Origin of the sequence: Pseudomonas cremoricolorata DSM 17059 = NBRC 16634 (assembly GCF_000425745.1) — a bacterium.
GTDB lineage: Bacteria > Pseudomonadota > Gammaproteobacteria > Pseudomonadales > Pseudomonadaceae > Aquipseudomonas > Aquipseudomonas cremoricolorata.
Genome location: NZ_AUEA01000002.1, coordinates 118,673 through 141,866 on the forward strand (window position 1 = coordinate 118,673; position 23,194 = coordinate 141,866).

At 66.1% G+C, this 23,194-nt stretch carries 17 protein-coding genes; 10 read left to right on the top strand and 7 right to left on the bottom strand.

Features of this window, described 5'->3' with window-relative positions; translation table 11 throughout:
* Positions 1-10 precede the first annotated feature (10 nt).
* The 3 genes from H618_RS0103025 to H618_RS0103035 are packed head-to-tail and all read right to left on the bottom strand — an operon-like array spanning position 11 to position 2,375.
* Positions 11-928: a 5-oxoprolinase subunit C family protein gene (locus tag H618_RS0103025; protein ID WP_028693658.1), complete on the bottom strand. Its 918-nt coding sequence runs from the start codon at positions 926-928 to the stop codon at positions 11-13.
* Complete coding sequence (gene pxpB, locus H618_RS0103030) at positions 925-1,629, bottom strand: 5-oxoprolinase subunit PxpB (RefSeq protein WP_028693659.1); 705 nt, start codon at positions 1,627-1,629, stop codon at positions 925-927. The genes H618_RS0103025 and pxpB overlap by 4 nt, the downstream gene beginning before the upstream one ends.
* The gene (locus H618_RS0103035; RefSeq protein ID WP_028693660.1) at positions 1,626-2,375 is read right to left on the bottom strand and encodes a 5-oxoprolinase subunit PxpA; all 750 of its coding nucleotides are present in this window, start codon (positions 2,373-2,375) and stop codon (positions 1,626-1,628) included. Before H618_RS0103035 ends, pxpB begins: the two co-directional genes overlap by 4 nt.
* Positions 2,376-2,511: 136 nt before the next feature.
* Here H618_RS0103035 and H618_RS0103040 point away from each other — a divergent pair, with 136 nt between their 5' ends.
* From H618_RS0103040 to H618_RS0103060, 5 genes are all read left to right on the top strand, one after another.
* Entirely contained in the window at positions 2,512-3,417 is a 906-nt protein-coding gene (locus H618_RS0103040; protein WP_028693661.1) for a LysR family transcriptional regulator, read from the top strand.
* 183 nt (positions 3,418-3,600) lie between these two features.
* Positions 3,601-4,443, top strand: a complete 843-nt coding sequence (locus H618_RS0103045) for a transporter substrate-binding domain-containing protein (RefSeq protein WP_028693662.1) — start codon at positions 3,601-3,603, stop codon at positions 4,441-4,443.
* 15 nt (positions 4,444-4,458) lie between these two features.
* The gene (locus H618_RS23250) at positions 4,459-5,961 is read left to right on the top strand and encodes an amino acid ABC transporter permease/ATP-binding protein (RefSeq protein ID WP_028693663.1); all 1,503 of its coding nucleotides are present in this window, start codon (positions 4,459-4,461) and stop codon (positions 5,959-5,961) included.
* Positions 5,958-6,623 (top strand): GntR family transcriptional regulator, encoded by a 666-nt coding sequence (locus H618_RS0103055; protein WP_028693664.1) that lies wholly within the window; start codon positions 5,958-5,960, stop codon positions 6,621-6,623. The genes H618_RS23250 and H618_RS0103055 overlap by 4 nt, the downstream gene beginning before the upstream one ends.
* A gap of 36 nt (positions 6,624-6,659) precedes the next feature.
* Positions 6,660-7,526, top strand: coding sequence for an urea carboxylase-associated family protein (locus H618_RS0103060; protein ID WP_028693665.1), 867 nt, complete (start codon positions 6,660-6,662; stop codon positions 7,524-7,526).
* Between the two features lie 139 nt (positions 7,527-7,665).
* On the opposite strand, the gene glgB is transcribed toward H618_RS0103060, so the two are convergent.
* From glgB to H618_RS0103075, 3 genes are all read right to left on the bottom strand, one after another.
* A complete protein-coding gene (gene glgB, locus H618_RS0103065) occupies positions 7,666-9,891 on the bottom strand; it encodes a 1,4-alpha-glucan branching protein GlgB (RefSeq protein ID WP_028693666.1) in 2,226 nt (741 codons plus the stop codon).
* Positions 9,892-13,203: a maltose alpha-D-glucosyltransferase gene (treS, locus tag H618_RS0103070; RefSeq protein WP_028693667.1), complete on the bottom strand. Its 3,312-nt coding sequence runs from the start codon at positions 13,201-13,203 to the stop codon at positions 9,892-9,894.
* Between the two features lie 74 nt (positions 13,204-13,277).
* Positions 13,278-15,296 carry an alpha-1,4-glucan--maltose-1-phosphate maltosyltransferase gene (locus H618_RS0103075; RefSeq protein WP_028693668.1) on the bottom strand — a complete coding sequence of 673 codons (2,019 nt, stop codon included), beginning with the start codon at positions 15,294-15,296 and terminating at the stop codon, positions 13,278-13,280.
* Positions 15,297-15,449: 153 nt separating this feature from the next.
* Between H618_RS0103075 and H618_RS22910 the strand changes: the two genes are divergently transcribed.
* Positions 15,450-15,620 carry a hypothetical protein gene (locus H618_RS22910; protein ID WP_169338828.1) on the top strand — a complete coding sequence of 57 codons (171 nt, stop codon included), beginning with the start codon at positions 15,450-15,452 and terminating at the stop codon, positions 15,618-15,620.
* A gap of 49 nt (positions 15,621-15,669) precedes the next feature.
* Here H618_RS22910 and H618_RS0103085 read toward each other — a convergent pair whose 3' ends face one another.
* Positions 15,670-17,343, bottom strand: a complete 1,674-nt coding sequence (locus tag H618_RS0103085; protein ID WP_028693669.1) for an AMP-binding protein — start codon at positions 17,341-17,343, stop codon at positions 15,670-15,672.
* A gap of 240 nt (positions 17,344-17,583) precedes the next feature.
* On the opposite strand from H618_RS0103085, the gene H618_RS0103090 reads away from it, so the two are divergent.
* The 4 genes from H618_RS0103090 (at position 17,584) to H618_RS0103105 (ending at position 23,179) form a co-directional block, all read left to right on the top strand.
* On the top strand, positions 17,584-18,747 hold the full coding sequence (locus H618_RS0103090; RefSeq protein WP_028693670.1) for an isovaleryl-CoA dehydrogenase: 1,164 nt from the start codon (positions 17,584-17,586) through the stop codon (positions 18,745-18,747).
* Positions 18,748-18,823: 76 nt separating this feature from the next.
* Positions 18,824-20,428 carry a carboxyl transferase domain-containing protein gene (locus H618_RS0103095; protein ID WP_028693671.1) on the top strand — a complete coding sequence of 535 codons (1,605 nt, stop codon included), beginning with the start codon at positions 18,824-18,826 and terminating at the stop codon, positions 20,426-20,428.
* A 4-nt stretch (positions 20,429-20,432) separates the two neighbouring features.
* Positions 20,433-21,251: a gamma-carboxygeranoyl-CoA hydratase gene (locus H618_RS0103100; protein ID WP_028693672.1), complete on the top strand. Its 819-nt coding sequence runs from the start codon at positions 20,433-20,435 to the stop codon at positions 21,249-21,251.
* The gene (locus H618_RS0103105) at positions 21,248-23,179 is read left to right on the top strand and encodes an acetyl/propionyl/methylcrotonyl-CoA carboxylase subunit alpha (RefSeq protein WP_028693673.1); all 1,932 of its coding nucleotides are present in this window, start codon (positions 21,248-21,250) and stop codon (positions 23,177-23,179) included. The genes H618_RS0103100 and H618_RS0103105 overlap by 4 nt, the downstream gene beginning before the upstream one ends.
* The last annotated feature ends 15 nt before the right edge of the window (positions 23,180-23,194 follow it).

The window sequence follows — 23,194 nt, forward strand, 5'->3', positions numbered from 1 at the left end:
CTGCCGCGGTTCAACCCGCCTTCACGGCCGCCTGACGATGGCGCTGCTGCGCCGCATAGGCCACCTGCGGCCACAGCTGCACCGTCTCGCCCGGCAGGCACTGCGCCAACCGCGCGACCGCCAACGGGCTCAACGCGCCCAGCCGCGGATACCCGCCGATGGTCTGGCGGTCGTTGAGCAGGATGATCGGCTGACCATCGGGCGGCACCTGCACCGCACCCAGCGGGATGCCTTCGGAAATCAGGCCCGGCCCGCTATAGCGCAGCGGCTCGCCGGTCAGGCGCAGGCCCATGCGGTCGCTGCGTGCATCCACGGTCCAGGGTCGGTTGAAGGCATCGAACAGGCTTTGCCCGGTAAAACCACCGGCCTGGGCGCCGAGAATCAGTTCAAGCCGCGCAGGGCTTAACAGGTCGGGAATCCGCGCCGCCGGCACGGCGCGCACGGCAGCCGGCTCATCGATCCAGGCCAGGCGGTCGCCCACACGCAAGGCGCTGCCCTGGCCATCCAGCCCGCCTACCCCTTCGCGCTGCACCGTGGCGCAACTGCCGGCCAGCAGCGGCGCCTGCACGCCGCCCGGTAGCGCCAGGTAGGCCCGTGCGCCCAGGCGCGGGCTGGCGAAGCGCAGCCGCTGCCCGAGAGCGACCTTGAACGGGCGCCATACCTCAAGCGGCTGCCCATCCAATGTCGCGCCGAGGTCTGCGCCGGCCAGCGCCAACCAACCCTCACCCTGGCACTCCAGGTGCAGCCCGCCGAGGGTGATTTCCACCACGGCGGCGTTCAGGTCGTTGCCCAGCATCCAGTTGGCCCAGTGCTGGGCCAGCCAGTCGAGCGCGCCGCCCTGGGTCAGGCCCAGGTGCCGTACCCCGCTGCGGCCGCCGTCCTGCACGCTGGCTTGCGGGCCGGCCTTTTCCACGATCAGTGCCGTCATGGCTGCGCCTCCATCGGCGTTGCATCGCCGCCCAGGCGAAGGAATTGGTCACGTTCGATCGGCACGAAGCGCACCCGGTCGCCGGGCCGCAGCAGGCTGAAACCCTCCAGCGCCGGGTCGAACAAGCGGGTCGGGCTGCGCCCCACCAGGTTCCAGCCACCGGGCGAGACGGCCGGGTAGATCGCCGTCTGCCGCTCGGCGATGCCCACACTGCCGGCGGCCACCGCCTTGCGCGGCGTAGCCAGGCGCGGGCTGGCAAGCCGTGGGTCGACCAGGCCCATGAAGCCGAAGCCGGGCGCAAAGCCCAGGGCGAACACCGAATAGGCGCGGCCGCTGTGCAGGGCGATCAGTTCGTCCACGGCCAGGCCGCGCTGGCGGGCCAGAGGTTCCAGGTCGGGGCCGACGCTTGGGTGGTACCACACCGGCAACGACACTTCGCGGCCCCGCTCGGCCAGCGCTGGGGTGAGTCCACTCAAGGCTTGCTGGCACAGGGCGCGGGCCTGGGTATCGTCCAGTTGCGCCAGGTCGTAGTGCAGCATCAACGTGGTGTACGACGGCACCAGATCCACCAGCGCCGTACCGAACGTTGCGCGAAGCCGCTCGGCGGCGGCCAGCAGCCAGGGCACGTTGGCTTCGTCGATGGCATCGAACAGGCGCAGGGTCAGGCAGTCGATGGCGGCAAGTTCCACGCGCAGGTTCATGCCGGCAGACCGTCCAAGGCCTGACGGATCTGCCGCACCGCGGCCACCGATGCCGGGTTGTCGCCATGCACGCAGAGGGTGTCGACCTGCAAGCGCAAGGCGCTGCCGTCGCGGGTGAGCAAGGGTTCACCGCGCGCCAGGCCCAGGGCTTGCGCTACCACCTGCGCCGGCTCGTGGTGCACCGCGCCGGGCAGGCGCCGACTGACCAGTTGCCCATCGGGTTCGTAGGCACGGTCGGCGAACGCTTCGAACCAGAGGTTCAGGCCATGTTCGGCAGCCAAGGCGCGGCTGGCGCGGGTATCGGCAGTGGCCATCAGCATCAGCGGCAACTGCGCGTCATAGGCGCGCACGGCACGCATCACCGCTGCCAGGCGCAGCGGGTCGGCCATCATGTCGTTGTACAGCGCGCCGTGGGGTTTGACGTAGCGCACCTGAGTCCCCTCGGCTCGGCACATCGCCTCCAGCGCGCCCAGTTGATACAGCACCAGGTCTTCGATCTCCTGCGCCGAGCAGGCCATGCTGCGCCGGCCGAAGCCTGCCAGGTCGGGATAGGCCGGGTGCGCGCCGATGCGTACGCCATGGCGCACGGCCAGGGCCACAGTGCGGCGCATGATCCCAGGGTCGCCGGCGTGAAAGCCGCAGGCGATGTTGGCGCAGTCGATCAGGGGCATGACCTGTTCGTCCAGCCCCATGGACCAGGCGCCGAAGCTTTCGCCGATATCGCAATTGAGCAGGGGGCGTTTCATGGGCGTCTCCAGATGACCGATGCCTCGATGGTCGCGCCCGGCTCGCGCAGCCGTCCAACGGGTTATTCCGGCCAGGGGTGAACAGTAAAGTCGATCACCCTATGATGGAGACCTTTCCCTGGCACAGGCATGCGGCATGAATCTCAAGTTCCTGGAAACCTTCATCTGGGTCGCGCGCCTGGGCAGCTTTCGACTGGCGGCGCAAAAGCTGTTCAGCACCCAGGCCGCGGTGTCCAACCGCATCGCCGCGCTGGAACAGGACCTGGGCGTGCGCCTGTTCGAGCGCGACGCCCGCGGCGCCACCCTGACGCCGCGCGGCCAGGCGCTGCTCGGCCATGCCGAACAGGTGCTCGACAGCAGCCACGCGCTGCGCCAGGCGGCAGTGGCCGACCAGCCGGGGCGCGTGCGTGTGGGGGTGATGGAAAGCGTGATCCACACCTGGCTGGCACCCTTCATCCAGCGTGTCGGCAGCCTGTATCCGGCCCTGGAGCTCGACCTGCAGGCCGACACCGCACGCCACCTGGCCGAGCAATTGCGCCGTGGCCAGCTCGACCTGATCCTGCAAACCGACCCGTTGCCCGACGAGGGCCTGCGCAACGCCCACCTGGCGAGCTACCCCATGGCCTGGCTGGCGCGTCCGGCGAGCGCCTGGGCCGCGGCCGACCTTGCGCAGATTTCGCAGCAGCGCCTGATCACGTTTTCCCGCCATTCGCGCCCGCACCAGGACCTGCTCGGCCTGCTCCACGCCCATGGCCTGCGCGCCCCGCGCTTGTGCTGCATCAATTCGGTGGCGGCCATCGAACGGCTGCTGGCCGAAGATTTCGGCATTGCCGCGCTGCCGCCTGCGCTGGTCGACGATGCCCTGCGCAATGGCCGTCTGTGCCAGCTGCGCGTGCAGCCGTTGCCTGCGGATCTGCAGATGTTCGCCACCTGGCGTGTGGGCGCGGGCCTGGACAGGGTCGAGAATCTGGTCGATGCGGCGCGTATCGCCGCCGCGGCTCACGCGGCGGGATTGCCCCAAGGGCATGCGCGTGTGAACTGAAAACGCACCATCGGGTAACACTGTAGCCGGCTGGCAACCCAAAATTGGGCATTGGCAAAATCGTCGCAGCCAAAGATACAGCGAATCGAGCCCACTAAAAACGTGACACAGGCAATTCTTGGCACGCCAATTGATATGCATTCGGATAACGATTGTTGAACAATCCACCTTCCGGAGTCACCCATGTCTCGACGTGCCAGCCCTGCCCTTTCCCTGCTTGTCACCGCCCTGCTCGCCAGTGCCGGCGCCCATGCCGCCGACGCGACCCTGCAACCACAGCGCCTGAGCATCGGCTCCGACCTCACCTACCCACCCTATGCCTACCTCGAACAGGGCAAGCCCGCCGGCTTCGATCCGACCTTCATGGGCCTGCTGAGCAAGCACCTGAAGCTGGAAGCGGCCTTCGTCGACACGCGCTTCGCTAACCTGGTGATGGGCGTCAACGCCCGCCGTTTCGATCTGGTCGCCTCGGCGCTGTACGTCACCCCGGAGCGCGCAGCCCAGGTGGATTTTCTGCCCTACCTGAAAAGCGGCGCATCGCTGATGGTGCGCGCCGACGACAGTTTCCGCCCGCAGCGCCCCGAAGACCTGTGCGGCAAGCGGGTCGGCTCGATCAAGGGCGGTTCGTGGATTCCCAAGCTGACCCAGCTTTCGAAGGACTACTGCCGGGCCAACGGCCAGGCGCCGATCGATTCGCGCGAATACCCCACCTCGCCGGAAGCGGCCCAGGCCCTGCTGTCCAAGGCCATCGACGTGCAATTCGAAGACGCCGCCGTGGCGCGCATCATCAGCGACAAGCTCAAGGGCCGCGTCACCCTGAGTTCCGATAGCCTGATCTACCCGGTGGTCATCGGCCTGGCCGTGCGCAAGGGCAACGAGGCGCTGCTCGGTGAGCTGCGTGAGGGCTTCAGCGCGCTCAAGGCCAGCGGCGAGTACCAGACCTTGCTCAGCCAGTACAACCTGGCCGAACCCAGCGCCGCCGACATCGCCCAGGCCCTGGGCCAGCCCACCGCCGCCGCGCAGTAGACCGGAGTTCTTCCCATGCAATTCGACTGGCATTACGCCCTCGGCCTCTTGACCAACGGCGACTTCTGGAAAGCCGTAGGCACCGTGGTCGAGCTGAGCCTGGAAACCTGGGTGCTGGGCATCGTGCTGGGCTTTCTCCTGGCCCTGGCCCGGCAATCGCCCAGGCGCGTGCTCAACCGCGCCGCGGCGCTGTACATCTGGTTCTTCCGCAGCCTGCCGCTGCTGGTGCTGCTGATCTTCGTCTACAACCTGCCGCAGGTGTTTCCGTCCACCAGCGTGCTGCTCTCCAACCCTTATGCGGCAGGGCTGATCGCCCTGGTGCTGAGCGAGGCGGCCTACATCGCCGAGATCCATCGCGGCGGCCTGCTGGCCGTAGCCAAGGGGCAACTGGAGGCCGGCAAGGCCCTGGGCATCGGCTACAGCGGCGTACAACGGCTGATCGTCATTCCCCAGGCCCTGCGCGTGGCCTTGCCGACGCTCGCCAACGAGTACATCACCATCGTCAAGCTGACCTCGCTGGTGTCGGTGATCTCGCTGGCCGAAATCCTGCTGGTCGGCCAACAGCTGTACACGCAGAACTTCCTGGTCATGGAGACCATGCTGGCGGTGGCGTTCTACTACGTGCTGATCGTCACCGTGTTCAGCTTCCTGCTGCAGCGCCTGGAGCGTTACCTGGACGTCAGCCAGCGCAAGCCGCGCGCGGTCGCCGACAGCACTGCCAACGTCGCAGCGCCGGCGCCGCCAGGCGCCGGGCAAGACGGGCTGGCGCTCAGCGTGCGCGGTGCGGGCAAGCACTATGGCCAGCTCGAAGTGCTCAAGGGCATTGACCTGGACGTGCGCTTCGGCGAAGTGGTGTCGATCATCGGCCCGTCCGGCTCGGGCAAGACCACCCTGATCCGCACCCTCAACGGCCTCGAAAGCCTGGACCGCGGCAGTGTCGAGCTGTGCGGGCACGCCTTCCTGCGCGGTGCCCAGGAGCCTGGCGGCGCGCTGGGAACGCGCCGGCACATGGACGGCATCGTGCAGGTCGGCATGGTGTTCCAAGGCTTCAACCTGTTTCCACACCAGACCGTGCTCGACAACGTGCTGCTCGCCCCGCGCCACCATGGCCACGCCGATGCCGAGCAGTTGCGTGCCCTGGGCCTTGCGCTGCTGGCCAAGGTGGGCCTGCGCGAACATGCCGGCAAATACCCGCACCAACTGTCTGGCGGCCAGCAGCAGCGCGTGGCGATCGCCCGTGCCCTGGCCATGCGGCCCAAGGTGATGCTCTTCGACGAACCGACCTCGGCCCTGGACCCGGAGCTGGTGGGCGACGTGCTGAAGGTCATCGAGGAGCTGGCACGCGAGGGCATGACCATGATCATCGTCACCCACGAGATGAAGTTCGCGTTCCAGGTCTCGGACCGTGTGGTGTTCATGGAAAGCGGGCAAATCGTCCAGGCCGGCTCGCCGCGCCAGTTGCTGGACAACCGCAGCGAGCGCATGGGGCGTTTTCTCAAGGACGTGCAACTGGCATGAAGACTCCAACCGAAACCGGTTTGTCACTGGCCGACCAAGTGGCCTGCGAGCTGCGCGAAGACATCATCGGCGGGCGCCTGCTGCCGGGCATGGCGCTGGTCGAAGCAGACCTGGTGAACCGCTACAACGCCTCGCGCAATACCGTGCGCGAGGCCCTGCACCGGCTCGGTCGTGAAGGCCTGGCCACCTACGTGCGCAACAAAGGGGTGATGGTCCGGCGCGTCGGCGCCGCCGAGGTGCGCGACCTGTTCCTGGTGCGGCGCACGCTGGAGATCCAGGCCATTCTGGGCAGCAAGCCGCTGCGTGAGTACCAGTCCGACCGCATGCTCGAAGCCATCGAGGCGGCAGAGCTGGCCCGCGAGCGCGAAGACTGGCAAGCCTTCGGCACCCACAGCCTGCGCTTCCACCAGCACATCGTCGGTTTGCTGCGCAGCCCCTTGCTGGACGACTTCTTCACCAACACCGCGGCGCAAATGCGCCTGGTGTTCGCGGTGGCGCCCGATGAAGAGAACTTCCAGCGCCCGTGGCTCGAACGCGACCACGAAATCCACGACCTGCTCGCCGCCGGCCAGCGCCAGGCGGCGGCCGAAGCCATGAACCGTTACCTCGACGATTCCGAGCATGCCCTGCTCGATCTGTTGAGCCACCCTGCCCGCGCCTAGCCCAGCACCTGTGCTGGCCGGCCTATGGAGATACCCATGAAACCCGTTGCCCTGACCCAAGCTCCCGACGACGCCGCGCAGCGCAAGGCCATCGCGCCGGTGCTCTGCTACCCGGTGCAAACCCTGCCACGGCCTGACATCGACGCCTACCGCGCAGTACGCGAAGGGCTCACGCTGGTCGAGACCGTGGTGGTGCCGGCTCGCGACGCCGCCACCTTCCGCGTGCCCGCTGGCGGATTCTTTCGCATCGTCTCGACCGAAGGCCCGCAAGTCGGCGACCTCAACCTGTTCAACCAACACGACCTAAGCGAACGCTTCTACACCGGCAAGACCCGCGCCCTGAACGGCACCCACCTGGGCGTCGGCGACCAGCTGTTCACCAGCTTTCCGACCTTGCGGCCGATGGCCACCATCACCCACGACACCCTCGACTGGTATGGCTTCGACGCCTTCGGCGGCTCGGTGCACGATGTCATCGGCACGCGCTGCGACCCCTACACGCACAACCTGCTCAGCGACGGCGGCCAGTACCATCATTGCTGCCACTCCAACCTGATCCGCGCGCTGTCGGCCGGCACTGGCCTCACGCCGCACCAGGCCGAACCCCATGTGCACGATGTGCTCAATGTGTTCATGTGCACCGGTTTCACCCGCGATACCGGGCAGTACTTCATGAAGGCAAGCCCCGTAAGGCCGGGGGACTTTCTGGAGTTTTTCGCCGAGCTCGATCTGCTGGGGTGTCTGTCGGCCTGCCCGGGCGGCGATTGCTCTTCCGAGCACTCGTCCGACTCGGCCAAGTGTTACCCGCTGCTGGTGGAAATCTACGCGGCCACACAGCGACCTGAGGGCTGGGTCGCGCCCAAGGTCAATGGCTATGACCGCTGCCATGGCGTCGAAGGTTGAGGTCCAGCCAAGGCGCAGCGCTGCCGCTCGAACGAACGAGCGGCCTGCGCGAGGCATAGCGGTGTGGGAAAACATCGGGCCGACCCTCGAGCGAGGGCCGTGCCTGTGAGGATGGGGCCGCGAGACGAACCCGAATCGCTTACGCCTGCGTGGACGCTTCGAGCTGCATCACCAGCACACCCAACGGCGGCAGGTTCAGCGACAACGAGTACCCCTGTCCATGGCTGGGCAGGGGCTCGGCATTCACGCCGCCGCCGTTGCCGACGTTGCTCCCGGCATAGCGCTCGGCATCGCTGTTGAGTAGCTCGCGCCATTGACCTTGCGACGGCACGCCTACCCTATAACCTTCACGCGGCACCGGCGTGAAGTTGGCGACCACCAGTACCGGCTCGCCAGTACGACCCCAGCGCAGCCAGGCGAACACGCTGTTCTGCGCGTCGTCGCCGATCAGCCACTGGAAGCCGGCCGGCTTGCAGTCCTGCTCGTGCAGGGCAGGAAGCTCGCGATACAGACGGTTGAGGTCGCTGACCAGATCCTGCACGCCACGGTGTTCGGCGTACTGCAACAGGTACCAGTCCAGCTGATGGTCATGGTTCCACTCACGCCACTGGCCGAATTCGCAGCCCATGAACAGCAGCTTCTTGCCCGGATGCATCCACATGAAGGCCAGGTAAGCGCGCAGGTTGGCGAACTTCTGCCAACGGTCGCCGGGCATCTTGTCGATCAGCGAATGCTTGCCGTGCACCACCTCGTCGTGGGAAATCGGCAGCACGAAACGCTCGGAGTAGGCATACACCAGGCCGAAACTCAGCTCATTGTGATGATGCGGGCGGTGGATCGGGTCGTTCTGGATGTAGTGCAGCGTGTCGTGCATCCAGCCCATGTTCCACTTGTAGTTGAAGCCAAGACCGCCCTGCTCGACCGGTTGGCTGACCCCAGGCCAGGCGGTGGACTCTTCAGCGATGATCAACGCCCCCGGCACCTCCTGCGCCGCCACGCTATTGAGCTGGCGGATGAACTCGATGGCTTCGAGGTTCTCGCGCCCGCCGTACCGGTTCGGCACCCATTCGCCGGCCTTGCGCGAGTAGTCGCGGTAGAGCATCGAGGCCACCGCATCGACGCGCAGGCCGTCGATGTGGAAGTGCTTGAGCCAGTGCAGCGCCGACGCCAGCATGAAGCCGCGCACCTCGTTGCGGCCCAGGTTGTAGATCAGCGTGTTCCAGTCCTGGTGGAAGCCTTCGTGGGGGTTGGCGTACTCATACAGCGCCGTGCCATCGAAACGTGCCAGGCCATGCTCGTCGGTGGGGAAATGCGCCGGTACCCAGTCGAGAATCACGCCGATGCCGCCCTGGTGACAGGCGTCGATGAACGCGGCGAAATCTTCTGCGCTGCCGTAGCGCGACGTCGGGGCGAACATCGACAACGGCTGGTAGCCCCAGGAACCGCCGAAGGGGTGCTCCATGATCGGCAGCAGCTCGATGTGGGTGAAGCCCAGTTGCTGAACGTAGGGCACCAGGTGCTCGGCCAGCTCGCGCCAGTTGTACAGCCGCGCGGTGTCGCCCAGGTCGTCCAGTTCGCAGCGCCACGAGCCTGCATGCAGCTCGTAGATCGACAGCGGTGCGCTCACTGCGTGGCGCTGGTCACGCTGGGCCATCCATTCACCATCGCCCCAGCTGTGCGCCAGCGGCCCGGCCACCTTGGAGGCGGTGCTCGGCGGCAGCTCGGTGGCGCGCGCCAGCGGGTCGGCCTTGAGCGGCAGCACGCCTTCGGCGCCCAGCACTTCGAACTTGTAGGTTTCACCGGGGCCCAGGCGCGGCACGAACAGCTCCCACACGCCAGCGCCATGGCGCAGACGCATCGGGTGGCGACGTCCATCCCAGTTGTTGAAATACCCAACCACCGAAACGCGCCGGGCGTTGGGCGCCCAGACCGAGAAACACACACCATCGACCCCCTCGACCTGCATCGGCTGCGCGCCAAAGCGCGACGACAGGTCACGGTGGGTGCCTTCATTGAACAGGTGCAGGTCGATATCGCCGAGTACCGCGCCGAAACTGTAGGGGTCTTCGGTGACTTGCTCGCCGCCGGCCCAGCCGATCTGCAGCAGGTAAGGCTGCGACTGCTGCAACTGCGCGGTGAACAGGCCGGGCAGGCTGCCTTGTTGCATCTCGGCCAGCACGCGGCCATCGTCGCGGGCCAGCACCTTTGCGTGCAGGGCATTGGGCAGGAAAGCCCGTACGCTGATACCACCGCTCGCGTCGCGGTGCGGGCCAAGCACGGCGAACGGGTCGGCGTGCTCGGCGCGCGCCAGGGCGTTCAGATCGCGCTGGCGCAAGCCGCCATTGTCACGCGTTGTCGCATTCATTCAGGACTCTCCCCAGGTACTGATCAGTCCATGCAGGCCATGCAAAGGCACGGCCAACCAAGCGGGACGGTTTTCGGCTTCGTAAGTGATCTCGTAGGCAGCCTTCTCCAGGCTGAACAGCTCCAGTGCCGCGCGCTCGCCCCCGGACTGTGCCCAGGCATGGGGCAAATCGGCAGTGGCCAGGCTGTAGGCATCGATGAAGGCTTGTCGCGACTGGTGCAGGTACTGCCGGGCAACGCGCTGCCGCGCCTGGCGCTCGCTGTCGGCGAGTTCGCCGGCTGCGGCGCTGCGCAGAATCATGGCGCCAGCATAGTCGAAAGAACGCAGTACGCCGCTGACATCTTTGAACGGGCTGTGCCGCGCGCGACGCTCCTCCAGCGGCCGCGACGGCTCGCCTTCGAAGTCGATCAGGTAGGCATCTCCCTGCACCACCAGCACCTGTCCCAGGTGCAGGTCGCCGTGCACGCGAATCAGCACGCCGCCGCGGGCTTGTTCGGCCAGGCGCGCGATCTGCTCGGCAAGGCCGCCACGCTGTTGCAGCAGGTCATCGACCAGCGCCTGGCTGTCGGCATCGAGGCTGTCGCGGTGCTGTTCGAGCAGGTCGAGGGCGTGGCTGAGTTCAGCGCTGATCTGGGTGGCCCAGCGCTGACTGTCGGCCGCCTCGCTCACCTGCGGGGCGAACGCTGGGTCGTCGCTGGGCGCCGCCAGGTGCAGGTGCATCTCGCCCAGGCGCCGACCGAACAGCGCGGCAAAGGCGGCCAGCTCGGCCTGGGCGTCGGCATGACCTTGCTCGAAATGCTGATCGGCCTCCAGCTCATCGCGAATCGCTCGCTCCAGGGTGTTCTGGGTCCAGGCCCAGGCATCGCCCTGGTTGCTCAGGTAGCCCTGGGCAATCATCAAGAGGTGGGGTTGCTCTTGGGCATCGACGCGGCTGACCCAGGCCAGCAGCGGCGAGATGTTGGCAAAGCCTGCAGCGGTGAGGTAGGCGCTCATTTCCAGTTCAGGGTGGATACCACCGTTGACCCGGCGGATCAGCTTGAGCACCAGGCTCTCGCCGACCACCACCGAGCTGTTGGACTGCTCGGCGCTGAGGTAGCGCACCGAGGTCTGCTCGTCGATACCGTGCGCGGCCAGTTGCTTGGTGCAGTGGAATTGCAGCTCGCCGTCCTCCAGCGCCAAGCGCGACTGCTGCTGACAAGCCAGCAGCACCTGGCGAATGAACGGCTCGAGCACGAAGCCATCGGTGATCAACCCCACTTCCCTGCCCCGGCGCACCCGCGACAAGGCCAGTTGTTGCGGCAGCGCGCTGCTGATGTGTTCCTCGCGCAGCAGGCCGAACGGCAATTGATAGCGGCTGGCGACGCCATTGCTGAGCACTTCGATTTCAGTCAGCAGCACCGGCGTCTCGGCGGTGCCCAAGCGCACGCCGTAGCACAGGCGGATATCGTCGAGCGGCCCTTCCTTGCCAGCGAACCAGCGCCGCTTGGGCAAGTACTGCGGCAGGATGGCCTGTTGCAGGGTGTCGCGCGCAGGCGTTTGCAGCAGTTCTTCCATGCGCTGGCGCAGCACCAGCGTGGTCAGTTCGGGCAGCGCTTCGGCAGGCTCCTGATGCCAGCTGGGCATGCGCTCGCGGTTGGCCAGCTGGAACCAATAAAAGCCATAGGGCGCCAGGGTCAGCAGGAACGGCAGTTGGCCGATGGGCGGGAAGGCACTGCCGCCGAGCATCTCCACCGGTACTTTGTCGACATACGCAGAGAGGTCGAGCTCGGCCGCCTGTGCGGTGCGCGAGACGTTGGCCACGCAAAGGATGATTTCCTGATTGCCGGCGTCGTCGGTGTATTCACGCAGGTAGGCAAGGATGCGCCGGTTGCTCGGCGTCAGCGTTTTCAGCGTGCCGCGGCCAAAGGCCTTTTGCTGGTTGCGCACGGCAATCAGCCGACGATTCCAGTTGAGCAGCGAGTGCGGGTCGTGGGACTGCGCCTCGACGTTGACCGTCTGAAAGCCGTACAGCGGGTCCATCACCGGGGGCAGCACCAGGCGCTGCGGGTCGGCCCGCGAGAAGCCGCCGTTGCGGTCCGGCGACCACTGCATGGGCGTGCGCACGCCGTCGCGGTCGCCGAGATAGATGTTGTCGCCCATGCCCAGCTCGTCGCCGTAGTACAGGGTCGGGGTGCCGGGCATCGACAGCAGCAGGCTGGTGAGCAGTTCGATACGTCGGCGGTCACGCTGCAACAGCGGCGCCAGGCGCCGGCGGATGCCCAGATTGATGCGCGCGCGGCGGTCTTCGGCGTAGTGGTTCCACAGGTAGTCGCGCTCACGGTCGGTGACCATTTCCAGGGTCAGCTCATCGTGGTTGCGCAGGAAGATCGCCCACTGGCACTTGGCCGGAATCTCCGGGGTCTGGCGCAGGATGTCGGTGATCGGGAAGCGGTCTTCCATGGCCAGGGCCATGTACATGCGCGGCATCAGCGGGAAGTGGAAGGCCATGTGGCATTCGTCGCCCTCGCCTTCACCGAAGTACGGGCGGGTGTCTTCCGGCCATTGGTTGGCCTCGGCGAGCAGCATGCGGTCGGGGTAGTTGGCATCGATCTCGGCGCGGATGGCCTTGAGCACCTGATGGGTCTCGGGCAGGTTCTCGTTGTTGGTGCCGTCGCGCTCGATCAGATACGGGATGGCGTCCAGGCGCAGGCCATCGACGCCGATGTCGAGCCAGAAGCGCATCACCGCCATCACCGCCTTGAGCACCTGCGGGTTGTCGAAGTTAAGGTCCGGCTGATGCGAATAGAAGCGGTGCCAGAAGTACTGGCCGGCGACCGGGTCCCAGGTCCAGTTCGACTTTTCCGTGTCGAGGAAGATGATTCGCGTGCCGTCGTACTTCTGCTCCGAGTCGGACCACACGTAGAAGTCGCGGGCCTTGCTGCCCGGCTTGGCATGCCGCGCACGCTGGAACCACGGGTGCTGGTCGGAGGTGTGATTGATCACCAACTCGGTGATCACCCGCAGGCCGCGCTTGTGCGCCTCGGCAATGAAGCGCCTGGCATCGGCCAGGTTGCCGTAGTCGGGGTGGACGGCCTTGTACTCGGCGATGTCGTAGCCATCGTCGCGACGCGGCGAGGGGTAGAACGGCAGAAGCCACAGCGTGTTCACGCCCAGCTCGCTGATGTAGTCGAGCTTGCTGATCAGCCCTGCAAAATCACCGATGCCATCGCCGTTGGCATCGAAGAACGACTTGACGTGCAACTGGTAGATCACCGCGTCCTTGTACCACAGCGGATCATCGATGAAAGCTGCCGAGCGTGCGCGTTTGGCCATGTGCGACTCCTCTGATAATCCTCGCGACCTGCAACCGCGGGCGGCCGGCACGCCGGCTCACCTGCTGCCAAGGGTCACGCCAGCGTTTGGATGCGCCAGATGCCGAAGGGTTGGTAATTGGGATCGATGCGCATCCACTGGGTCTTGCCATGCCAGGTCCAGCGATGGCCGTTCATCAGGTCTTCGCCTTGGGTGTCGGCACCGTCATCCAGGCCCAGCTCCCACAGCGGCAGCTCGAAATGCGCTTCCTGCACGTTGTGCGGGTCGAGGCTGATGGCGATGAGGATGTAGTTGTCCAGTTCTGCCGTGCGCTTGGCGAAGTACAGGATGTTGTCGTTCCAGCAGTTGAGGAAAGTCACCCCCAGGTGCGTTTGCAGCGCGCGGTTCTGCCGACGGATGCGGTTGAGCTGAGCGATCTCGGCAATGATGTTGCCGGGCGCTGTGAAATCGCGCGGGCGAATCTCGTACTTTTCCGAGTCGAGGTATTCCTCTTTGCCGGGCAGCCCGGCGCCCTCGCACAGCTCGAAGCCTGAATACATACCCCACAGCCCCGAGCCCATGGTCGCCAGGGCGGCGCGGATGAGAAAACCGGCGCGGCCCGACTGCTGCAGGAAGAACGGGTTGATGTCTGGGGTATTGACGAAGAAGTTCGGCCGGTAGCAATCGCGCCATGGCGGCTGGTTGAGCTGCTCGAAGTATTCGCGCAGTTCTTCCTTGGTGTTGCGCCAGGTGAAGTAGGTGTAGCTCTGCGCATAACCGACCTTGCCCAGACGCGCCATCATCGCCGGCTTGGTGAACGCCTCGGCGAGGAACAGCACCTCGGGGTACTGGCTGCGCACGTTGGCGATCAACCACTGCCAGAACGGCAGCGGCTTGGTGTGCGGGTTGTCGACGCGGAACGTCTTCACGCCCTCCTCGACCCAGCCGATGATCACGTCACGCAGCGCCAGCCACAGTGACGGCACGGCATCGGCAGCGTAGAAGTCGACGTTGACGATGTCCTGGTACTTCTTCGGCGGGTTCTCGGCATAGCGAATGGTGCCGTCGGGGCGCCAGCTGAACCAGCCCGGATGCTGTTTCAGCCATGGGTGGTCCTGGGAGCACTGGATGGCGAAATCCAGGGCGATTTCCAGGCCATGCTCGGCGGCGGCAGCGACCAGGCGACGGAAGTCTTCGCGGCTGCCCAATTGCGGGTGAATGGCTTCATGGCCACCGTCCTCGCTGCCAATCGCATACGGGCTGCCGGGGTCACCGGGCTGGGCGTTGAGGGCGTTGTTGCGCCCCTTGCGGTGCTGCGTGCCGATGGGGTGGATCGGCGGGAAGTACAGCACGTCGAAGCCCATGTCACGGATCATCGGCAGTCGCTGGTGAACATCGTCGAAAGTGCCGTGGCGTTCGGCGTCATCGGTGATCGAGCGCGGGAACAGCTCGTACCAGCTGGCGAACAACGCCGCCTCACGGTCGACATCCAGCGGCAGTTCGGCGCTGCGGGTCAGGTAGCTGCGATGCTCGGCGTCGGCCATCGCCAGCGCAGTGTCGGCTTGCAGGAGCAGCGCCACCTGCTCGACCGGCTCACGCCCGGCTAGGCTTGCCTGCACCTGTTCCAGGCGCTGGCGCACATCGCCCGAGCAGCGTTCGCTGGCATGGCCGAGCATCAGGCGGCCTTCTTCGAGTTCCAGCGCCACATCGACACCGGCCTGGAATTTCTTTTCCAGGTCGTAGCAGAAGGTCGCGTAGGGGTCGATCCAGGCTTGCAGGTGGAACTGGTGCGGACCGAGCGCTTCGGGGGTGAACTCGCCCGTCCACAGGTCGTTGCCCTGGCTGATCAGGCTGGTGCTGTGCCAGTCACCCTGGCCGCCGGCGCGCCAGTGCAGCATCACGGCCAGACGGTCGTGGCCATCGCTGTAGACCTTGGCCGATACCGATACCGGCTGGCCGACGGTGGCTTTGGCCGGGAAAGCGCCGCCATCAAGGGTCGGCTGGACATCTTCGATGACGATCCGCGGCGCCATCAGCGCCTCGGCCAGGCTGATCGCCTGGTCGGGGTGATCGTTGGCCGTGGGTACGTGTTCAAAAGGCGCGTTACCTGACATCGGACCTTGCTCCCTGGGACTGAGGCGGTGAAGGTTCAGAGCGGGCCGGCCAGCACGTGGTTCAAAAAAACATTGAGCCAGGCAGGCCGCACGTCGGTCTTAACCCAGACAACCGTTCACTGCAACGCCCACTCCAAACCCAGAGGTGCCGTCATGAACATTCCAACCCCGCCGGAAACCCCCGATCCGAACATCGACGACCCCAGCCTGCCGCCGCCGGTGCCCGACGAAGAACCCGATGAACTGCCGGTAAAGCCGACCGTACCGCCGACGGTGGGCGATCCGCCCAGTGATGAGCCGCCAATGAAGGCCACTCCTTTGTGAGTGCGGCCTTCTCCCTCAGTGGTGCAAGACGCTGACACTGCGCGGCGCTTCAGCCGCGCCCCAGCTCCTCGATACTGATCTCGCGCATTCTGAATTTCTGCACCTTGCCGGTGACGGTCATCGGAAAGCTGTCGACGAAACGAAAATGCCGCGGGGCCTTGAAGTGCGCCAGGTGGCTCTTGCACCACTGGCGCAGGGTCTCGCCATCGACTTCATGGCCTGGATGCAGACGAATCCAGGCGACGATTTCCTCGCCGTAGGTCGGACATGGAATCCCCACCACCTGCGCTTCAGCCACGGCCGGATGGCGGTGGAAGAACTCTTCGAGCTCGCGCGGGTAAATGTTCTCGCCGCCGCGGATGATCATGTCCTTGCTGCGCCCGACGATCGACACGTAGCCGTGCTCATCCATCACTGCCAGGTCGCCGCTGTGCATCCAGCCCTGCGCATCGATCGCTTCGGCCGTGGCCTGCGGGTTGGCCCAGTAGCCGAGCATCACGCTGTAGCCACGGGTGCACAGCTCGCCAATCTCGCCGCGCGCGACCACCTGCCCACGCTCATCGAGCAACTGCGTTTCCAGGTGTGGCTGGGTGCGCCCGACACTGCTGACGCGGTGTTCGAGGTCGTCGCTGGCGGCGGTCTGCAATGACACCGGGCTGGTTTCGGTCATGCCATAGGCGATCTGCACCTCGCGCATGTGCAACTGCTCGATGACCCGGCGCATGACCTCGATCGGGCAGGTGGCCCCGGCCATGATGCCGCTGCGCAGGGAAGACAAGTCCAATGTTGTGCGCAGCGGATGGTCGAGCAAGGCGATGAACATGGTCGGCACGCCGTAGAGCACGGTCGCACGCTCGTTGGCGACGCTGCGCAGGGCTTGCTCGGCGTCGAAGGCTTCGCTGGGGTAAACCATGCAACTGCCGTGGGCAACGCAGGCCAGGTTGCCCATGACCATGCCGAAGCAGTGGTACAGCGGCACCGGAATCACCAGCCGATCAGTTGCGCTCAGGCCCAGGCTGGCACCGACCATGAAGCCGTTGTTGAGGATGTTGTGGTGGCTCAGGGTGGCGCCCTTGGGCGAGCCTGTGGTGCCTGAGGTGTACTGGATGTTCACCGCCTGCTCGGGACTGAGGCTGGATTGGCGCGCCTGATAAACAGCCTCGGTGACCTCGCTGGCGCGGGCCGCCAGTGTGTGCCAGGGCACGAAGCCCTCAGGTGGCGCCGCCGCCAGGCTGACCACCCCACGCAGCTCGGGCAACGCGTCGCTCAGGCACGTGCCGGGCGCTTGCACGCGCAGGCCCGGCAGGAGTTCGCCGAGCATTGCGTGATAGTCCGACTGCCTGAAGGCGCCGGCGCACACCAGCCAGGCGCACCCCGACTGGCGCAGCACGTACTCCAGCTCACCCAGCCGATAAGCCGGGTTGATGTTCACCAGCACCGCACCGAGCTTGGCGCTGGCCAGTTGCAGGATGCACCACTCGGCGCAGTTCGGCGCCCAGACACCCACCCGCTCGCCCACCTCGATGCCCAGCGCCAGCAGCGCCCGGGCATGCAGGTCGACTTGCTCGCCCAGCTCATGCCAGGTGTAACGCAGGTTCTGGTGCCGCACCACCAGGGCATCGCGCTCGGGGTGAAGGGCACGCGTGGCATCGAAGGCCTGGCCGATGGTCTGCTGCAACAATGGGCGGTCCTGCCGGCCGCGGACGTAACTGGATTGGCGCATGATGATCCCTTGTTGTGATTGTGTCGGGGCATGGCTGAGGCAAGCGGCAATAACTGTGGTGCATATTTACGTTTACGTAAAGGTGACTGAGCGTTTGACAGCACCCGCAGGCACGTTTACGTTAACGTAAAGGTGAAATTGATCCCAGCCATACGCACCCGCCGTTTCCGTTCAAGGTAGGTGGCGCTGATCTTGGTCTAGGGTTTTGAGCAACCGCCGAACAACAACAAGGTGCCCGCCATGCATTACCCCACCCTCAACTTCGCCCTTGGCGAAACCCACGACATGCTGCGCGACCAAGTGCGCCAGTTCGTCGCCGCCGAGGTGGCGCCGCGCGCCACGCAGATCGACCAGGACAACCAGTTCCCCGCAGATCTGTGGCGCAAGTTCGGTGACATGGGCCTGCTCGGCATCACCGTGCCGGAGGAGTACGGCGGCGCGGGCCTGGGCTACCTGGCCCATGTGCTGGTCATGGAGGAAATCAGCCGCGGCTCGGCATCGGTGGCGTTGTCGTACGGTGCCCATTCGAACCTGTGCGTGAACCAGATCAACCGCAACGGCACCGACCAGCAAAAGCGAACCTACCTGCCCCGGCTGATCAGCGGCGAGCACATCGGCGCCCTGGCCATGAGCGAACCCAACGCCGGCTCTGACGTGGTGTCGATGAAGCTGCGCGCCGACAAGCGCGGCGACCGCTACGTGCTCAATGGCAGCAAGACCTGGATCACCAACGGCCCGGACGCCAATACCTATGTGATCTACGCCAAGACCAACCCGGAACGCGGCAGCAAAGGCATCACCGCATTCATCGTCGAGCGTGACTGGAAAGGGTTTTCCCGCAGCCAGAAGTTCGACAAGCTGGGCATGCGCGGCTCGAACACCTGTGAACTGTTCTTCGATGATGTCGAGGTGCCGCAAGACAACGTACTCGGCCAGGTGGACGGCGGCGCGCGGGTGCTGATGAGCGGCCTGGACTATGAGCGGGTGGTGCTCGCCGGCGGGCCGACCGGCATCATGCAGGCCTGCCTGGACCTGGTCATTCCCTACGTTCACGACCGCAAGCAGTTCGGCCAGAGCATCGGCGAATTCCAGCTGATCCAGGGCAAGCTCGCCGACATGTACACCCAGCTCAACGCCAGCCGCGCCTACCTGTATGCCGTGGCCCAGGCTTGCGAGCGTGGCGAGACCACGCGCAAGGACGCCGCTGGAGTGATCCTCTACAGCGCCGAGCGGGCCACGCAGATGGCGCTGGAGGCGATCCAGATTCTTGGCGGCAACGGCTACATCAATGAATTCCCCGCAGGGCGTCTGCTGCGCGACGCCAAGCTGTACGAAATCGGCGCCGGCACCAGCGAAATCCGCCGCATGCTCATTGGCCGCGAACTGTTCAACGAGACCATGTGAACGCCTGGCTTCGCAGCCGGCGGCAGGTCAGCTCGCCGCTTGCCGCTCAACCCTTGCAGCTCCGCAGAGGAACGCCATGATTCTGAAGTCGCAGTTGAACCCGCAATCGTCCGAATTCCAGGCCAACCGCGCCGCCATGCAGGCCTTGGTCAACGACCTGCGCGCCCTGCTGAGCAAGGTCAGCCAGGGCGGCGGTGCCCAGGCCCAGGCGCGTCACAGCGCGCGGGGCAAATTGCTGCCGCGCGAGCGCATCGACCGCCTGCTCGACCCCGGTTCTGCCTTCGTCGAAATCGGCCAGTTGGCAGCCCATGAGGTCTACGGCGAAGACGTACCGGCCGCCGGGCTGATCGTCGGTATCGGCCGAGTGCAGAGCGTCGAATGCCTGATCATCGCCAACGATGCGACGGTCAAGGGTGGCTCGTACTATCCGCTGACGGTGAAAAAGCACCTGCGCGGACAGACCATCGCCGAGCAGAACCGCCTGCCGTGCATCTATCTGGTGGACTCGGGCGGGGCCAACCTGCCGCGCCAGGACGAGGTCTTCCCCGACCGCGAGCACTTCGGGCGGATCTTCTTCAACCAGGCCAACCTCAGCGCCGCGGGCATCCCGCAGATCGCGGTGGTCATGGGTTCGTGCACCGCAGGCGGCGCCTACGTGCCGGCCATGGCCGACGAGGCGATCATGGTCCGCGAGCAGGCGACGATTTTTCTCGCCGGCCCGCCACTGGTCAAGGCCGCCACCGGCGAGGTGGTCAGCGCCGAGGCTCTGGGCGGCGCCGACGTGCATTGCCGCACCAGCGGTGTGGCCGACCACTATGCCGAGAACGATGAACACGCGCTGGCCCTGGCGCGACGCTGCATCGCCAACCTCAACTGGCGCAAGCTCGGGCAACTGCACACGCAGATCCCGCAAAAGCCACGTTACGACGCCGAGCAGCTGTACGGGGTCATCCCAAGCGATGCCAAGCAGCCGTTCGATGTGCGCGAGGTGATCGCGCGGCTGGTGGACGGCTCGCAGTTCGATGAATTCAAGGCGCTGTTCGGCACCACCCTGGTGTGCGGCTTCGCCCACCTGCACGGCTACCCGATCGCCATCCTCGCCAACAACGGCATCCTGTTCGCCGAGGCGGCGCAGAAAGGCGCGCATTTCATCGAGCTGGCGTGCCAGCGCGGCATTCCCCTGCTGTTCCTGCAGAACATCACAGGCTTCATGGTCGGCAAGAAGTATGAAGAAGGCGGTATCGCCAAGCATGGCGCCAAGCTGGTCACCGCAGTGGCCTGCGCGCAGGTGCCGAAATTCACGGTGATCATCGGCGGCAGCTTCGGCGCCGGCAACTACGGCATGTGTGGCCGAGCCTACGACCCACGCTTTCTGTGGATGTGGCCCAACGCGCGCATCGGCGTGATGGGCGCCGAACAGGCTGCAGGCGTGCTGGTGCAGGTCAAGCGCGAGCAGAGCGAGCGCAGTGGCAAGGAGTTCAGCGACGAGGATGAACGCACGCTGCGCCAGCCGATCGTCGAACAGTACGAACGTCAGGCTCACCCCTACTACTCCAGCGCGCGGCTGTGGGACGACGGCGTCATCGACCCGGCGCAGACCCGCGACGTGCTGGCGCTGGCACTGTCCGCCGCGCTCAACGCCCCGATTGCCCCCAGCCGCTTCGGCATCTTCCGGATGTAAGCCCATGAGCCTGTTCGACACCCTGGAACTGATTCACGACCCACGCGGCTTCGCCACCTTGTGGCTGAACCGCGCCGAGAAACACAACGCCTTCGACGGGCAGATGATCGCCGAGCTCAATCGCGCCCTGGAGCAGCTTGCCGCCGATGCCTCATTGAGGTTCGTCGTGCTGCGCGGCCGCGGCCGGCACTTCAGCGCCGGCGCCGACCTGCAATGGATGCGCGCGGCGGCGCAGCTCGATTACGCAGCCAACCTGCGCGATGCCCAGGCCCTGGGCGAGGTGATGTATCGCCTGCACGGCCTGCCCATGCCGACCCTGGCCGTGGTCCACGGCGCGGCCTTTGGCGGTGCGCTGGGGCTGATCAGCTGCTGCGACATGGCCCTGGGCAGCCGTGACGCCACGCTGTGCCTGTCGGAGGTGCGCATCGGCCTTGCGCCTGCGGTGATCAGCCCGTTCGTGGCCCGCGCCATCGGCGCCCGCGCGGCGCGCCGCTACGCCCTCAGCGCCGAGCGTTTCGACGCTGAGCGCGCCGGGCAACTGGGGCTGTTCAGTGAAGTGTGTGAGGCCACCGAGCTGGAAGCACAACTGGCGCGCTGGGTCGACAACCTGCTGCTCAACAGCCCGCAGGCACTGCGTGCCAGCAAGGCGCTGCTGGTCGAGGTCGAAGGCGGCGCTCCGAGCAGCGAACTGCGCCAGGCCTGCCAGCACTGCATCGCCGAACTTCGCGTCAGCGCCGAAGGCCAGGAAGGCTTGCAGGCCTTTTTGCAAAAACGCCCTCCGGCCTGGCAGGCCGGCATTACCGCACAGGACCCGCAGTCATGAGCCAACCGACCCTGACCACCCTGCTGGTCGCCAACCGTGGCGAAATCGCCTGCCGCATCATGCGCACCGCCAAGGCCATGGGCCTGAGCACCGTGGCCGTGCATAGCAGCGTCGACCGTGATGCGCGCCATGTGCGCGAAGCCGACCGGCGCGTCGACCTGGGCGGCGCCAAGGCCAGCGAAAGCTACCTGGACATCGCCAAGCTGCTCGACGCCGCCCGCAGCAGCGGCGCCCAGGCCATTCACCCTGGCTACGGTTTTTTGTCCGAAAACCCCCAGTTCGCCCAAGCCGTGGCCGACGCCGGCCTGCTGCTGATCGGGCCACCGGTGAGCGCCATCGAAGCCATGGGCAGCAAATCGGCGGCCAAGGCGCTGATGGCCGCAGCCGGCGTGCCGCTGGTGCCCGGCTATCACGGCGAGGCACAGGACCTGCGCGCCTTCCAGCAGGCCGCCGACGCCATCGGCTACCCACTGCTGCTCAAAGCCAGTGCCGGCGGCGGCGGCAAAGGCATGAAAGTGGTCGAGCAACCAGACCAACTGGCCGAAGCCCTGGCCTCGGCGCAGCGCGAGGCGCAATCGGCGTTCGGTGACGCGCGCATGCTGCTGGAAAAATACCTGTTGCAACCGCGTCACGTGGAGATCCAGGTATTCGCTGACCAGCACGGGCATTGCCTGTACCTGCACGAGCGCGACTGCTCGATCCAGCGCCGGCATCAGAAAGTCGTCGAAGAAGCGCCGGCACCGGGGCTGTCCCCTGCCCTGCGCCAGGCCATGGGCGAGGCCGCGGTGCGCGCAGCGCAAGCGATTGGCTACGTGGGGGCAGGCACCGTGGAGTTCCTGCTCGACGCCCGGGGCGATTTTTTCTTCATGGAAATGAACACCCGCCTGCAAGTGGAGCACCCGGTCACCGAAGCCATCACCGGCCTCGATCTAGTGGCCTGGCAAATCGAAGTGGCCCGTGGCGAGCCGCTCCCCATCAGCCAGGCTCAAGTGCCGCTGCAAGGGCATGCCATTGAAGTGCGGCTGTATGCCGAAGACCCGCAGCAGGATTTTCTGCCCTCCACCGGCACCCTGGTGGTGTACCGCGAACCGGCGCCAGGCGAGGGCCGTCGAATCGACAGCGGCGTGGACCAGGGCGACACGGTTTCGCCGTACTACGACCCGATGCTGGGCAAGCTGATCGCCTGGGGGCAAGACCGCGAACAGGCGCGGCAACGTCTGCTCGCGATGCTGGAAGAAATGGCAATCGCCGGGGTAAGAAGCAACCTGCGTTTCCTCAGACACATTCTTGCCCACCCCGCCTTCGTCGCCGCCGAGCTGGACACCGGGTTCATCGCCCGGCATGCCGCCGAACTGTTGCCGCCGCCCAGCGGGCCGCTGCCGAGCGAGTTCTGGAAGAACGCCGCCATGGCCTGGCTGCACTGGCGCGGCTATGTCCACCGCGCCGACGATGGCCAATCACCCTGGACCGAGCCCAGCGGCCTGCGCCTTGGTCAGCCAGCACGCGGCGTGCTGTCGCTGCGCAGCCAGGATCAACGGCAGGTGGTCAGCCTGGACTACGACCCGCGTGGAGGGCTCGCCCAGATCGACTGGCTGCGCCAGCCATTGACCGAGCTGCACGGCGATACGCTGTACCTTCAGTGGCAGGGTGAAGTGCATGAGGTGGAGCTGGACGACCCGGCAGCGGCTGCAAGCCATGCAGATGCGTGTGTGGGGGGGCTGAGTGCACCAATGAACGGCAGCATCGTGCGGGTGTTGGTCGAGTTGGGTCAGACGGTAGAAGCCGGCACCGCGCTGGTGGTGCTGGAGGCGATGAAGATGGAGCACAGCATCCGCGCGCCCGAGGCGGGCACGGTCAGCGCGCTGATGTGTGAGGAAGGCAACATGGTCAGTGAAGGCACGCTGCTGGTAGCGCTGACACCGAGCTGAAACAGACGCGGCCCT

Excerpts from the sequence above, each read along its gene's own strand:
- H618_RS0103035 (WP_028693660.1), bottom strand. The coding sequence starts at position 2,375 with ATGAAACGCCCCCTGCTCAATTGCGATATCGGCGAAAGCTTCGGCGCC.
- H618_RS0103025 (WP_028693658.1), bottom strand. The coding sequence starts at position 928 with ATGACGGCACTGATCGTGGAAAAGGCCGGCCCGCAAGCCAGCGTGCAG.
- H618_RS0103040 (WP_028693661.1), top strand. The coding sequence starts at position 2,512 with ATGAATCTCAAGTTCCTGGAAACCTTCATCTGGGTCGCGCGCCTGGGC.
- pxpB (WP_028693659.1), bottom strand. The coding sequence starts at position 1,629 with ATGAACCTGCGCGTGGAACTTGCCGCCATCGACTGCCTGACCCTGCGC.
- H618_RS0103105 (WP_028693673.1), top strand. The coding sequence starts at position 21,248 with ATGAGCCAACCGACCCTGACCACCCTGCTGGTCGCCAACCGTGGCGAA.
- H618_RS0103045 (WP_028693662.1), top strand. The coding sequence starts at position 3,601 with ATGTCTCGACGTGCCAGCCCTGCCCTTTCCCTGCTTGTCACCGCCCTG.
- H618_RS0103085 (WP_028693669.1), bottom strand. The coding sequence starts at position 17,343 with ATGCGCCAATCCAGTTACGTCCGCGGCCGGCAGGACCGCCCATTGTTG.
- H618_RS0103100 (WP_028693672.1), top strand. The coding sequence starts at position 20,433 with ATGAGCCTGTTCGACACCCTGGAACTGATTCACGACCCACGCGGCTTC.
- H618_RS0103055 (WP_028693664.1), top strand. The coding sequence starts at position 5,958 with ATGAAGACTCCAACCGAAACCGGTTTGTCACTGGCCGACCAAGTGGCC.
- glgB (WP_028693666.1), bottom strand. The coding sequence starts at position 9,891 with ATGAATGCGACAACGCGTGACAATGGCGGCTTGCGCCAGCGCGATCTG.
- H618_RS0103090 (WP_028693670.1), top strand. The coding sequence starts at position 17,584 with ATGCATTACCCCACCCTCAACTTCGCCCTTGGCGAAACCCACGACATG.
- H618_RS0103075 (WP_028693668.1), bottom strand. The coding sequence starts at position 15,296 with ATGTCAGGTAACGCGCCTTTTGAACACGTACCCACGGCCAACGATCAC.
- H618_RS23250 (WP_028693663.1), top strand. The coding sequence starts at position 4,459 with ATGCAATTCGACTGGCATTACGCCCTCGGCCTCTTGACCAACGGCGAC.
- H618_RS0103095 (WP_028693671.1), top strand. The coding sequence starts at position 18,824 with ATGATTCTGAAGTCGCAGTTGAACCCGCAATCGTCCGAATTCCAGGCC.
- H618_RS22910 (WP_169338828.1), top strand. The coding sequence starts at position 15,450 with ATGAACATTCCAACCCCGCCGGAAACCCCCGATCCGAACATCGACGAC.
- treS (WP_028693667.1), bottom strand. The coding sequence starts at position 13,203 with ATGGCCAAACGCGCACGCTCGGCAGCTTTCATCGATGATCCGCTGTGG.
- H618_RS0103060 (WP_028693665.1), top strand. The coding sequence starts at position 6,660 with ATGAAACCCGTTGCCCTGACCCAAGCTCCCGACGACGCCGCGCAGCGC.